Source organism: Streptomyces sp. WG7, from assembly GCF_049975785.1.
In the GTDB taxonomy this organism is placed as follows: Bacteria; Actinomycetota; Actinomycetes; order Streptomycetales; family Streptomycetaceae; genus Streptomyces.
Genome location: NZ_JBNGGE010000031.1, coordinates 38,091 through 50,048 on the forward strand (window position 1 = coordinate 38,091; position 11,958 = coordinate 50,048).

An 11,958-nucleotide genomic window follows, 5' to 3' on the forward strand; every position below is an offset into this window, starting at 1 on the left:
GATGTGCCGCGGCCCCGCAGTACGGCGCCTCCGGGCACTTGGGAGGGGCGTGCCGAAGACCGGTGCCATGGGCGTGCGCGTTCACCCGGAAGAGTGCCTGCCCGATGGCGGGCTGGTCCCGGAAGAGTGGGCGGGTGCGGTGTCCCCGGGCCGGGTGGCGGGTGCGGTGATCCCGGGCCGGGCTCGGGGGCGGTGCCTCGGTCCCGGGGTCACGGGTTTCGAGCCCCTGCGGCGCGGCTCGGGCGGGAGGGGCCGGCCCTCGGTGCTGCCCGAGCCGCGCCCGCCTCACGGCTTGCGTCCCACCCCGCAGTACGCGTCGACGGAGGCGGCGGCCGGGCCGGTGGGGCTGTCCGGGTCCGGGCGCCAGGACGTGACCTGGGTGATGCCGGGGGCGACCAGTTCCAGTCCGTCGAAGAAGCCGGTGATCTCCTCGACGCCGCGTACGTAGTACGGCGTGGCGCCACTGGCGTTGTAGGCGTTCGAGGCGGCGATCATGCCCTCGCTCGTCGCGGTGCTGTCGCTGATCACCAGGTAGCTGCCCGACGGGAGGCCCGCCATCAGGCGGCCCACCAGGTCGCGTGCCTGGTCGTAGTCGGCGACGTGGCCGAGGGTGTTGAGGATGATCAGGGCGATCGGCCGGGAGAAGTCGAGGGTCTGGGCGGCGGCCTCCAGGACGGTGTCGGGGGCGTAGAGGTCGGCGTCCAGGTAGGCGGTCCTGCCCTCGGGCGTGCTGGTGAGCAGCGCGTTGGCGTGGGCCAGCACGATCGGGTCGTTGTCGACGTACACGATCCGGGCCTCGGGAGCCACGCGCTGCGCCACTTCGTGCGTGTTGTCGGCGGTGGGGAGCCCGGTGCCGATGTCCAGGAACTGCTGGATGCCCTGCTCCCGGATCAGATGGCGGACGGCGCGTCCCAGGAAGAGCCGGCTGGCGAGTGCCACGTCGACGAGGCCCGGGAAGATCCCCTTGATCTCGTCCCCGATCTCCCGGTCGATCTCGTAGTGGTCCTTGCCGCCGACGAAGTAGTTCCAGAAACGGGCCGAGTGCGGTGTGGTGGTGTCGATCCGGGCACGTATCTCCGCGCTGGCCTCGATCTGGGAGTTGGTGTCCGACACAGCGGGGTCTCCTAGGGTTGGCGTGGGTGATCGGCACCTCAATCTAAGAGCACTCGGCTCCCGGCCGCAGCAGTTGGCGACGATCACGAACTCGTCGGCCGGGGCGTCCCCGCCCGGACGGCGTGCGGGCGGGTTCGCGTCCTGGCATCCGGCCGATCCGGCGGCCACGGACTGCCGTACCTGCGGCACCGCCATGGAGCTGCTGACCACCGTCGACAGCTCCGAGCGGGACGGCGGGAGCGGCAGCGGCAGCGGCAGCGGCAGCGGCAGCGGGCGAACGGTCAGCCGAACATGCCCGGCACGTAGTCGCCCGCCGGCTGCTGGGTGATGACGTTCAGCCGGTTGTAGGCGTTGATCACGGCGATCAGGCCGGTCAGTGCGATGAGCTGGTCCTCGTCGTAGTGCCGGGCCGCGTTCGCCCAGGCCTCGTCGGTGACGCCGCCTGCGCCGTCGGCGAGGCGGGTGCCCTGCTCGGTCAGTTCCAGGGCGGCGCGCTCGGCGTCGGTGAAGACCTTGGCCTCCCGCCATGCCGCGATCAGGTTCAGACGCTGCGCGGTCTCGCCGGCCTTCTCGGCGTCCTTGGTGTGCATGTCGAGGCAGAAGCCGCAGCCGTTGATCTGACTGGCACGGATCTTGACCAGCTCCTGGGTCGCGGCCGGCAGCGACGAGTCCAGGGCCTTGGCCGCCGAGTTGATGTGCCGCAGGAACTTACCGGCGAGCGGGCTGCCGAACACGTTGAGACGGGCTTCCATGATGAGTTCCTCCATCGTTGTGACATCGGGCCGGGCGTCGGGGCCGGGGCGCCGAGCCCGGCCGTGGGCTTGGGCCGTGGGCTTGGTCGGTAGTCGTTCGCCCTTCGGCGTACACCGCTACGACGGAGCGCGCGGGCGGGATGTGACAGCCCCGGGGCAGACACGCGGTGTGACCTGCGTCTCAGTCGCCCGGGGTGGTTCGTGCCGGGGCTCGGCGTACTCATCGGCTTCTCGCTCCCTCGTTCCGCCCGTCGTCTCCCTCCCCCTCCGTGCTCCCTCCGACGCGGCGGACACCCGGACGTGACGCGGTCGGGGCACGGTGTTCGGCCAAGGGAGCGACGCGCTGCCGCCGGGGAACGACGGCACCGCGGCCACCCCCGGAGCGCGTGGCGCGGCCGGCGAGGTCTAGGTTCGGTAGCGGTAGCCGGCACGGCAGGAGGCAGACATGGCGAAGGTTCCCAGCTCGGTGGTCGCCGCAGGTGGTCTCGTCGGCGGGTACGGCGTCGCCCGCTGGACGAAGAAGCGGCAGCTCGGCGGGGCCGTACTCGCCGTCGCCGGGGCCGCCGCCGCACAGCAGTGGCGGGAACGGGCCGGCGGGAGGGCCGCCGGAGCGCTGACGGCCGCCTACGTCGCCGGCTTCGCCGGGTCCCACCCGCTGGCCAGGAAGGTGGGCGCCTGGCCCGCCGTCCTCGGTGTCGCCGGAGCCGTGGCGCTGGCCTCGTGGGCGGTCGCCGACCGGCGGGGCTGAATCCCGCCCAGACGGGCTCGGGGCGGGGTGCGTCACTGCGCTCCCAGATCGGGTGCGTCCGCACGTCACCGGGCCGGGTGCGGCGGTACGTCACCAGGCCGGGTGCGGCGGTACGTTCGCGGGCCGGGCGCGTCAGCACGCCCTCAGGTCAGATGCGTCAGTACGTTCACCACCCGCCCGTTCGGATCCCGTACGAAGAAGCGCCGTACGCCCCACTCCTCGTCCCGCACCTCCCGTACGATCTCCGCGCCCGACGCGGCGACCTGCGCGTACACCGCGTCCACGTCCTCGACCTCCACGCTCAGGTCGGGGACGACGGGCGCGGTGCGTTCCCCGGTGAAGAGGCTGATCTGGGCGGTGGGGTTGGACGGGGAGGCCAGCGTCGTCATCCAGCCCGTGTTCATGACCTCCTCGAAGCCCAGCAGGCCGTAGAAGTCACGGTTCGCGTGCAGCTGCTCCTCACTCTCGACCCGGATGTCGGGGACGATCCTGCGGACGGTCATCGGACGGCTCCTCGCAGTCGGCCGGACGGTCGGGCGGTCGGGGCGTCAGGGCATCAGGACGTACGCCCGCGAGGCTACTTGGCCGGGGTGCCGGAACTCCGCGGCGCCGCCGAGCCCGCCTCCACCACCGACAGCGGCTCCGCGATGTCCTCCAGCGAGCGGCGTTCCGCCTTCACCGCCAGGAACGCCGCCACCAGTCCGGCCGCGCACATCAGCCCGGCACCGATCTGGAAGGCCAGGACCGTGTCGCCGACCACGCCGGACTCGGTGAGGCTGGCGAAGAGCAGCGGGCCGCTGATGCCGCCCGCGGCGGTGCCGATGGCGTAGAAGAAGGCGATGGCCATGGCACGGGTCTCCATGGGGAAGATCTCGGAGACGGTCAGGTACGCGCTGGATGCGCCCGCCGACGCGAAGAACAGCACCACGCACCAGCAGGCCGTCATCGTCGTGGCCGAGAGCGAGCCCCGGTCGAAGAGCCACGCCGTGCCGAAGAGCAGGACGCCCGACAGCAGATACGTGCCCGAGATCATGATCCGGCGGCCGACCGTGTCGAAGAGCGGGCCGAGGACCAGCGGGCCGCAGAAGTTGCCGGCGGCGATGACGGCGAAGTAGTAGCCGGTGCTGCCGGTCGGCACGTCGAAGAAGGTGATGAGGATGGTGCCGAAGCCGAACGTGATCGCGTTGTAGAGGAAGGCCTGTCCGATGAAGAGGGACAGGCCGAGGACGGCGCGGCGCGGGTAGCGGCGGAAGACCGTCTTGGCGATCAGGCCGAAGCCGATGCTCTTGCGCTGGTGGATGGTGATCTCACCGGCCGGCGGCGGCAGCTTCTCGCCCTTCTCCTCCTCGATCTCCCGTTCGACGGACGAGACGAGGGTGTCGGCCTTCTCGCCGTGGCCGTGGATGAACTGCCAGCGCGGGCTCTCCGGGACGTGCCGTCGTACGAGGAGGATGACCAGGCCCAGGACGACGCCGAGGGCGAAGCTGAGCCGCCAGCCGAGGTCCTTCGGGAAGATGTCGGTGTCCAGCAGCACGATGGACAGCAGGGCGCCGCCGATCGCGCCGAGCCAGTAGCTGCCGTTGATGATGAGGTCGACCCGGCCCCGGTACCGGGACGGGATCAGCTCGTCGATCGCGGAGTTGATCGCCGCGTACTCGCCGCCGATACCGAAACCGGTGAGGAAACGGAAGAGGAAGAACCACCAGGACTCGAAGGACAGCGCCGTCAGCGCGGTTGCCGCCAGATAGACGGCCAGCGTGGCCATGAACAGCTTCTTGCGGCCGTAACGGTCGGTCAGCCAGCCGAAGAACAGCGCCCCGGAGCACGCGCCCGCCACGTACAGGGCGGCGGCGAGGCCCGTGATCTGGGCGGAGCTGATGTCCAGGCCGCTGCCCTCCTCGGCGATGCGGCCCGCGACGTTTCCGACGATCGTGACTTCCAGGCCGTCCAGGATCCAGACGGTGCCCAGACCGATCACGATCATCCAGTGCCACCGTGACCAGGGCAGCCGGTCCAGGCGGGCCGGGACGGCCGTGGTGACGATCTGCGTGGAGGCGGGCACTGAGGCCGGCGACGCTTCTCCTGTCATGGCTCCCTCTCCGTCGAGCGAACGCCTCCCGTGTGCCCGGCACCGGAAGGGACACGCCCGCCGCGCCGGGAGGCCGCAGGGCCCGCCCTCGCCCTCGGAGGAGTACCGGAGGAGTACCGGAGGAGTACCGGGAGAGAGTCCGGACCGGGTCCGGAGGGGCTCTACGCCCCCAGCATGCGGGAGACCGTGTAGATCAGCAGCCCGGCCAGCGAGCCGACCACCGTGCCGTTGATGCGGATGAACTGCAGGTCGCGGCCGATGTTCGCCTCGATCTTCTTCGTGGTGTGCTCGGCGTCCCAGCTCGCCACCGTGTCGGTGATCAGGGAGGTGATCTCCTTGCGGTAGGTGGTGACCACGTACACCGCGGCACCCTCCACCCACGAGTCGACCTTGCCCTGCACCTTGGGGTCGGAGGCCATCCGGGCGCCCAGCGACAGCAGCGAGGCCCGCACCCGCATGCGCAGCTCGCTGCGTTCGTCCTCCGCCGCCGAGACGATCATGGAGCGTACGGCCGTCCAGGCGGACGCGATCAGATCCTGCACCTCCCCGCGGCCCAGCACCTCGGTCTTCAGCCGCTCCACCCGCGCGCGGGTCTCCGTGTCGGACTGGAGGTCGGAGGCGAAGTCCGCGAGGAAGCGGTCGAGGGCGCCGCGCGCCGGATGGGCCGGCATGTCCCGCATCTCGGTGACGAAGCGCAGCAGTTCCTTGTAGACGCGGTCGCCGATCTTCTTGTCCACGAACCGGGGCGTCCATCCGGGTGCCCCGCCCTGCACGGCGTCCATCACGGAGTCGCCGTGCACGACCAGCCAGTCGTGGGCGCGGGAGACGATCAGGTCGACGGCCCGCTTGTGGCCGCCGTCGGCGACGATCCGGTCCAGCAGCTTGCCGATGCCGGGGGCGATCTCCTGCGCGTCGGCACGGCGCGTGATCGCCTCCCCCACCACCGCCTGCACATCGGAGTCGCGCAGCACGGTGAGCGCGCCGCGCAGGGCGGCGGACAGCTCGGCCGTCACCCGGTCGGCGTGTTCCGGCACGGCGAGCCAGGCGCCGAGCCGGCTGCCGATGCCGACGGCGCGCAGCCGCCCGCGCACCACGTCCTCGGAGAGGAAGTTCTCGCCGACGAACTCGCCCAGCGAGACACCCAGCTGGTCCTTCTTCTTCGGGATGATCGCGGTGTGCGGGATGGGGATGCCGAGCGGGTGGCGGAAGAGGGCGGTGACCGCGAACCAGTCGGCGAGCGCGCCGACCATGCCGGCCTCGGCGGCGGCCGACACATAGCCCGCCCAGGCGCCCGCGCCCTGATGGGAGGCCCACTCGGACAGGACGTAGACCACGGCGACGAACAGCAGCAGGCCGGTGGCGGTGAGCTTCATGCGGCGCACGCCGCGACGCTTGACCTCGTCGGCCGGGCTGAAGGCCGTCATCGCGCGGTCGCGCACGACGCCGTCGCCCGGGGCAGGCCCTCCCGCGCCCGCGGCGGGCCGCGCCGCGCCCGCCCCGGCGTCCTGCCCGGTACCTTCGGAACCCTCAGGAAGTTCCGCTCTCGCGCGTTCCATCCACTCCACCGTTCGCTGATCCGTCCCGCACACATTGTCCCTGCCTGACCGACTCCTGGAACGGAACACAAGTTCCCGGCGTCTGTACCGGAGGGGAACACCCGTGGGGTCCGCGGAAGTCCCGCGCGGTCCTGCGGGAGTCCTGCCGGAGCCACGCGGAAGTCCCGCGAGGCCTTACGGAAGCCCGCGGGGTCCTGCGGAAGTCCCGCGAGGTACCGCGGGAGTCCTGCCGGAGCCACGCGGAAGTCCCGCGAGGTCCTACGGAAGCCCGGGGGTCCTGCGGAAGTCCCGCGAGGTACCGCGGGAGTCGCGGGCCGGGGTCCCGGCGGAAGTCCCGCAGGACCCCGCGGGGTCCTGCGGCCGTTCCCCGGCCCATGACGCATCATGGGTTCACCGGACCGGAGCCTCGGGCTCCCCTCGCCCGAGGAGAACAGCACAGCATGACCCGGGGTCGTGACGGGGGTGCGGGGGCGCCCCCCACCAAGCACCGTGCCCTGCTCGCGGCGATCGTCACCCTGGTAGTGGCGATCTCCGCGGCCATATACGCCGGAGTGTCCGCCGACGACGGCGCCAAGGACCGCACACCGCTCGCCGGCGGCCGTTTCCCGCGCGGCGACGCCGCTCCCGCCTCCACCGGCACCTGGGTCGGCGCCTGGTCCGCCTCCCCCGCCTCCGCCGAACCGGGCACCGGCACGACCGGCATGGCGGGCCGCTCCGTGCGCAACGTCGTGCACACGAGCATCGGCGGCACCAGTGCCCGCATCACCCTGTCCAACCTCTACGGGCAGTCCCCGCTGACCGTCACGCACGCCACCATCGCCCTGGCCGACGGCCCGGACACCGCCGCCGCGCTCGCCGGCACCATGCGCCGGCTCACCTTCGGCGGCAGCCCCCGGGTCGTCATCCCGGCGGGCGGACAGGTGATGAGCGACCTCGCCCGCCTCACCGTCCCGTACGGCACCGACGTCCTGGTCACCACCTACTCCCCCGTCCCGTCCGGCCCGGTCACCCACCACCCGCACGCCCGGCAGACCAGCTACGTCGCCGACGGCGAGCACACCGCGGACGTCACCGCCGTCGCCTACACGACCGAAACCCCGTACTGGCGCTACCTGACCGCGCTGGACGTGCTGAGCCACGAGGCCGACGGCACCGTCGTCGCCCTCGGCGACTCGATCACCGACGGTTTCGGCGCCGCGATGAACGCCAACCACCGCTGGACCGACGTCCTCGCCGAACGGCTGCACGACGCGGCCGCAGCCGGACGGGACGCGCCCCGCTACGGCGTCGTCAACCAGGGCATCAGCGGCAACCGGATCCTCACCGGCAGGTCGGGCCGGCCCGCCGACAACCCCAGTGCCCTCAGCCGCTTCGAACGGGACGTGCTGGACCGCACCAACGTCAAGGTCGTCGTCATCGCCCTCGGCGTCAACGACATCCTGCACAGCCCGGACCTCGCCGACCGGGAAAGCATCCTCGACGGCCTGCGCACGCTGACCGACCGGGCCCACGCCCGCGGCCTGAAGGTAGTCGGCGCGACGATCATGCCGTTCGGCGGCTACGGCCGCTACACCCAGGACCGCGAGACGATACGGCAGGAGATCAACGAGGAGATCCGCTCGGGACGCGTGTTCGACGCGGTCGTCGACTTCGACAAGGCCCTGCGCGACCCCTACGACCCGCGCCGCCTGCGCTCCGACTACGACAGCGGCGACCACCTGCACCCCAGCGACAAGGGGTACGCACGGATGGGCCGGCTCCTCGACCTGGACGACCTGAAGGGCGCGGCACCGGTCCAGCTGTGACCCGGGCACCGGGACCGCACCCCGGACCCAGACCCAGACCCAGACCCAGACCCGGACCCGGACCCGGACCCGGACCCGGACCCGGACGGCCCCAGACCCAGACCCGGAACCCCGACGGACGGCACGGCCCGGCGTCCGGAGCCACCGGCACGGGAAGCAAAGCCCGCACCGACCCGGCGCGGCAAGCCCCCGCTCAGTCCTCGTCCCACCTGCGGCGGTCCCGCTCCTCGCGGCGCAGTTCACGCTGCTCGCGGCGTTCGTCGCGGTGCTCGCGCATCAGGTCCCGGTGCCCGTCCAGCATCCTGCGGTGGGCGCCCTCCACGTCCTCCCGGAGAGCGGAGTGCCGCTCCCGGGCCGCGGCCCTGCGCGCCAGCTTCTCCTGCCGGCGCTCCTCCTTCTGCCGCTGCCGCTCCGCCCGCGTCAGCTTGCGCTCGACACCGACCCCGCCCCAGAAGGCGAACCCCGTCACCACGACGCGCGGCGCACCCGGATCGCCGGGCACGCCCTCCTCACGGTGGTCGAAGCCGCCCATGACGCCGATGCCGCGCACGATCACCTCGACGCCCGGCGGCACGATCACGTTCACCCCGCCCATGATCGCCACGCAGTTGATCACGACCTCGCGGTCGGCGAAGACCGCCTCACGCAGGTCGATGTCCCCGCCGCCCCAGAACGCGAACGAATTGAACCGCCTCGGCACCGTCCAGCGCCCCTTGCGCTGGAACCCGGACATCACGGCGACCGCCCACGACGACGACCCCTCACCGCCGGTGATCCGGCCCGCCCAGTCCCCGCTCCGCTCGGGCTCCTTGGTCATCGACACCCGGGACGGCCCCTCCACGGGACCGACCGGCAGGTCCCGGGTGATCGGCGCCAGCTCCCCGTACGTCCGCGCGCCGTACGTGGTGTCCAGCCGCTCCTGGAACTCCGCCATGTCCAGACGACCCTCCGCGAGGGCGTCCCGCAGGACCTCGGCGACTCGTTCACGGTCGGCGTCGGATGCCCGGAGCTCCGGGGCGTCGTCGGTCATACAAGCAGCCTACGAGGTCGCCGCGCCGGACACTACGCGCCCGCGCGTTCCGCGTACATCTTGGCGATCACCGACTCGATGTCCGGCTCCCGCACCGACAGGTCCACCAGCGGATACTCCGCCGCGATCCGCGCCACCAGCCCCGCCGCCGACGCCGACGCCGGAAACGCCAGCCACTGCCGCGGCCCCTCCACCCGCACCACCCGCGCGGGTTCCGGCGCCTCGATCGGCGGCAACTCCCGTTCCAGGTCCACCACCAGGGTCCGCTCGCTCTCCCCCGCCTCGTGCAGCCCGTCCAGCGCACCGTCGTACATCAGCCGCCCGTGGTCGATCACCATCACCCGCGAGCACAACTGCTCGATGTCCTGCAGGTCGTGCGTGGTCAGCAGCACCGTAGTGCCGCGCTCCGCGTTCAGGTCCCGCAGGAAACCCCGCACCTTCGCCTTCGACACCACGTCCAGACCGATCGTCGGCTCGTCCAGGTACAGCACCTCCGGATCGTGCAGCAGCGCCGCCGCGATGTCGCCCCGCATCCGCTGCCCCAGCGACAGCTGCCGCACCGGCACGTCCAACAGCTCCCCCAGCCGCAGGAGTTCCACACAGCGGTCCAGGTTCTCCCGGTACCGGACGTCCGGGATGCGGTACATGCGGTGCATCAGCCGGTAGGAGTCGATCAGCGGCAGGTCCCACCACAACGTCGTCCGCTGCCCGAACACCACCCCCATGCGGTGCGCCAGCCGCGCCCGCTCCCGGGACGGATCGATGCCGGCCACCCGCAGCCGGCCGCCGCTCGGCGTCAGGATGCCGGTCAGCATCTTGATCGTCGTCGACTTGCCGGCACCGTTCGGCCCGATGTAACCGACCATCTCGCCGCGCGCCACCGTGAACGACAGCCCGTCCACGGCCCGCACCTGCCGCCGCTCCCGCTTCAGGAAACCGGCCTTCTTGCGTACGTCGAAGACCTTCTCCACGCCGTCGAGCTCGATGAAGCCCCCACCCGGCCGCCGCCCCTCACGGTCCGCCCCGGCCGCCGCCCCCGGTTCTCCCGACTCCCTCAGCTCCCTCAGCTCCCTCGACTCCTCCATCTCCTCCAACTCCCTCAGCTCCCCGTACTCCGGTACGAACGCAGCCCCGCCCGCCAGGCCAGCCCCGCCAGCACACAGCAGGCCACGGCCGCGAGCGGCGGCGTGAACGCCACCCACCCGGGCAGATCCAGCGGATACGGCCGCCCCAGCACGTAACTCGCCGGCAGCCAGTTGACGAAGGCCAGCGGCACCACGAACGTCACCCCCCGCACCAGGTCCAGCGCGAACACCGTCGGCGGGTACTGCAGCATCGTCGTACCGCCGTAGGTGAAGGCGTTCGCCACCTCCGAGGCGTCCTGCGCCACGAACTGGAACGCCCCCGCCGCCACGAACACCGCGCAGAAGATCCCCGCCCCGCTGAGCAGCATCACCGGCATCAGCAGCAGCTTCGCCACCGTCCAGTCGATGTCCACGACCACCAGGGCATACCCCAGCACCAGCACCCCCTGCGTCACCCGGCCCAGCCGGCGCAGCGCGAACCGGTCCGCCGCCGCCTGCGCCAGCACCGGCGCCGGACGCACCAGCAGCGTGTCGAGCGTGCCGTCCCGCACCCGGCGGCCCAACCGTTCCATCGAGCCGATCGCCAGGTCGGCCAGTCCGAAGGACACACCCGACAGGCCGTACAGGAACGCCACCTCGGCCAGCGAGTAACCACCCAGCGCGTCGACCCGCGAGAACATCAGCAGGATCGCCACGAAGTCCAGCGCGGTCATCGCGAAGTTCCCGAAGGTCGTCAGCACGAACGACGTCCGGTACGCCATCGTCGACCGGACCCACATCGCGCAGATCAGACCGTACGCACGCAGCCCCTCGACGACCCGCCCACGCGGCTCACCCCACTCAGCCGCCTCAGCCACCTCAGCCGCCTCAGCCACTCCAGCCACCTCGGTGACCCCGCTGCCCCCGCTGACCCCAGCCCCCTCAGCCACCCTGCACCACCACCCGCCGCGTCGCCGCCGACTGCACCAGCCGCCCCACCGCCAGCAGCACCACCGCCCAGGACGCCTGGAAGAGATACGTCCCCAGCGGATCGGCCTCCCCCAGCAGCACGTCCGCCGGCGCCTGGAGCAGCGACGACCACGGCAGCGCCCGCACGACCTCACCGAGCGCCCCCGGAAACACGTTCAGCGGCAGCAGCATCCCCGAGCAGAACAACCCCGCGAGCCACGCCATCTGCGTCACCCCCGTCCCGTCCATCAGCCAGAACGCCGACAGCGCCACCAGATACCGCAGCGCGAAACCCACCACCATCGCCAGCGCCACCGCCACCAGGAACGCCACCCACGTGGACACCTCCCGCGGCAGCGCCGCCGGGAAGAACAGCGACCCGAACACGAACGGCAGCACCCCGCGCCCCGCCAACTGGAACAGCGCCCGCCCCACGTCCGCCGCCAGCCACCACAGCTGAAGATCCGCCGGCCGGTACAGATCGACGGCGATGTCACCCGAACGGATGCGCTCCATCAGCTCGTCCTCGAACCCGCCGCCCCCGATCGCCAACGCCGCCAGCAGGGCCTGCCCCAGCCACACGAAGGTGACGGCCTGCGCCTGGTCGTAACCCCCGAGCTGCGGTTTCTCGTCCCACAGGGCCAAATAGGTATAAACCAGGATCAACCCGAAGACGGTGTTGGTGAAAACCCCGGCGGCGGTAGCCACCCGATACGTCGCGTACCGTCGGAATCCCCCCACCGCGACAGCCACGTACAACCGCCCCGACCCCACACCCACCACCCCCTCCTCCGACCAGGCACCGAAGCGCAGGAGCCTAGTGCGACGGCGA

Annotated in this window: 11 protein-coding genes; 2 read left to right on the forward strand and 9 right to left on the reverse strand. The window is 71.8% G+C overall.

The window, feature by feature from the left end:
* Positions 1-285: 285 nt before the first annotated feature.
* Positions 286-1,113 (reverse strand): SAM-dependent methyltransferase, encoded by an 828-nt coding sequence (locus tag ACP4J0_RS26340; RefSeq protein ID WP_426601215.1) that lies wholly within the window; start codon positions 1,111-1,113, stop codon positions 286-288.
* A 281-nt stretch (positions 1,114-1,394) separates the two neighbouring features.
* The gene (locus ACP4J0_RS26345; RefSeq protein WP_426601216.1) at positions 1,395-1,865 is read right to left on the reverse strand and encodes a carboxymuconolactone decarboxylase family protein; all 471 of its coding nucleotides are present in this window, start codon (positions 1,863-1,865) and stop codon (positions 1,395-1,397) included.
* Between the two features lie 445 nt (positions 1,866-2,310).
* Between ACP4J0_RS26345 and ACP4J0_RS26350 the strand changes: the two genes are divergently transcribed.
* Positions 2,311-2,613 (forward strand): hypothetical protein, encoded by a 303-nt coding sequence (locus ACP4J0_RS26350; RefSeq protein WP_426601217.1) that lies wholly within the window; start codon positions 2,311-2,313, stop codon positions 2,611-2,613.
* A gap of 143 nt (positions 2,614-2,756) precedes the next feature.
* On the opposite strand, the gene ACP4J0_RS26355 is transcribed toward ACP4J0_RS26350, so the two are convergent.
* From ACP4J0_RS26355 to ACP4J0_RS26365, 3 genes are all read right to left on the reverse strand, one after another.
* On the reverse strand, positions 2,757-3,116 hold the full coding sequence (locus ACP4J0_RS26355; protein WP_426601218.1) for a VOC family protein: 360 nt from the start codon (positions 3,114-3,116) through the stop codon (positions 2,757-2,759).
* 74 nt (positions 3,117-3,190) lie between these two features.
* Entirely contained in the window at positions 3,191-4,702 is a 1,512-nt protein-coding gene (locus ACP4J0_RS26360) for an MFS transporter (RefSeq protein ID WP_426601219.1), read from the reverse strand.
* A 161-nt stretch (positions 4,703-4,863) separates the two neighbouring features.
* Entirely contained in the window at positions 4,864-6,258 is a 1,395-nt protein-coding gene (locus tag ACP4J0_RS26365) for a DUF445 domain-containing protein (protein ID WP_426601220.1), read from the reverse strand.
* Positions 6,259-6,698: 440 nt separating this feature from the next.
* On the opposite strand from ACP4J0_RS26365, the gene ACP4J0_RS26370 reads away from it, so the two are divergent.
* Entirely contained in the window at positions 6,699-8,063 is a 1,365-nt protein-coding gene (locus ACP4J0_RS26370) for an SGNH/GDSL hydrolase family protein (RefSeq protein WP_426601221.1), read from the forward strand.
* Between the two features lie 193 nt (positions 8,064-8,256).
* On the opposite strand, the gene ACP4J0_RS26375 is transcribed toward ACP4J0_RS26370, so the two are convergent.
* From ACP4J0_RS26375 to ACP4J0_RS26390, 4 genes are all read right to left on the reverse strand, one after another.
* Positions 8,257-9,093 (reverse strand): DUF1707 SHOCT-like domain-containing protein, encoded by an 837-nt coding sequence (locus ACP4J0_RS26375; RefSeq protein ID WP_426601222.1) that lies wholly within the window; start codon positions 9,091-9,093, stop codon positions 8,257-8,259.
* A 32-nt stretch (positions 9,094-9,125) separates the two neighbouring features.
* Positions 9,126-10,178, reverse strand: coding sequence for an ABC transporter ATP-binding protein (locus ACP4J0_RS26380; RefSeq protein ID WP_426601223.1), 1,053 nt, complete (start codon positions 10,176-10,178; stop codon positions 9,126-9,128).
* 14 nt (positions 10,179-10,192) lie between these two features.
* On the reverse strand, positions 10,193-11,035 hold the full coding sequence (locus ACP4J0_RS26385; protein ID WP_426601224.1) for an ABC transporter permease: 843 nt from the start codon (positions 11,033-11,035) through the stop codon (positions 10,193-10,195).
* 64 nt (positions 11,036-11,099) lie between these two features.
* Positions 11,100-11,906, reverse strand: coding sequence for an ABC transporter permease (locus tag ACP4J0_RS26390; protein WP_426601225.1), 807 nt, complete (start codon positions 11,904-11,906; stop codon positions 11,100-11,102).
* Between the last annotated feature and the right edge of the window lie 52 nt (positions 11,907-11,958).

Coding starts and splice junctions, on each gene's coding strand:
- ACP4J0_RS26345 (WP_426601216.1), bottom strand. CDS start 1,865: ATGGAAGCCCGTCTCAACGTGTTCGGCAGCCCGCTCGCCGGTAAGTTC.
- ACP4J0_RS26350 (WP_426601217.1), top strand. CDS start 2,311: ATGGCGAAGGTTCCCAGCTCGGTGGTCGCCGCAGGTGGTCTCGTCGGC.
- ACP4J0_RS26355 (WP_426601218.1), bottom strand. CDS start 3,116: ATGACCGTCCGCAGGATCGTCCCCGACATCCGGGTCGAGAGTGAGGAG.
- ACP4J0_RS26360 (WP_426601219.1), bottom strand. CDS start 4,702: ATGACAGGAGAAGCGTCGCCGGCCTCAGTGCCCGCCTCCACGCAGATC.
- ACP4J0_RS26365 (WP_426601220.1), bottom strand. CDS start 6,258: ATGGAACGCGCGAGAGCGGAACTTCCTGAGGGTTCCGAAGGTACCGGG.
- ACP4J0_RS26370 (WP_426601221.1), top strand. CDS start 6,699: ATGACCCGGGGTCGTGACGGGGGTGCGGGGGCGCCCCCCACCAAGCAC.
- ACP4J0_RS26375 (WP_426601222.1), bottom strand. CDS start 9,093: ATGACCGACGACGCCCCGGAGCTCCGGGCATCCGACGCCGACCGTGAA.
- ACP4J0_RS26380 (WP_426601223.1), bottom strand. CDS start 10,178: ATGGAGGAGTCGAGGGAGCTGAGGGAGCTGAGGGAGTCGGGAGAACCG.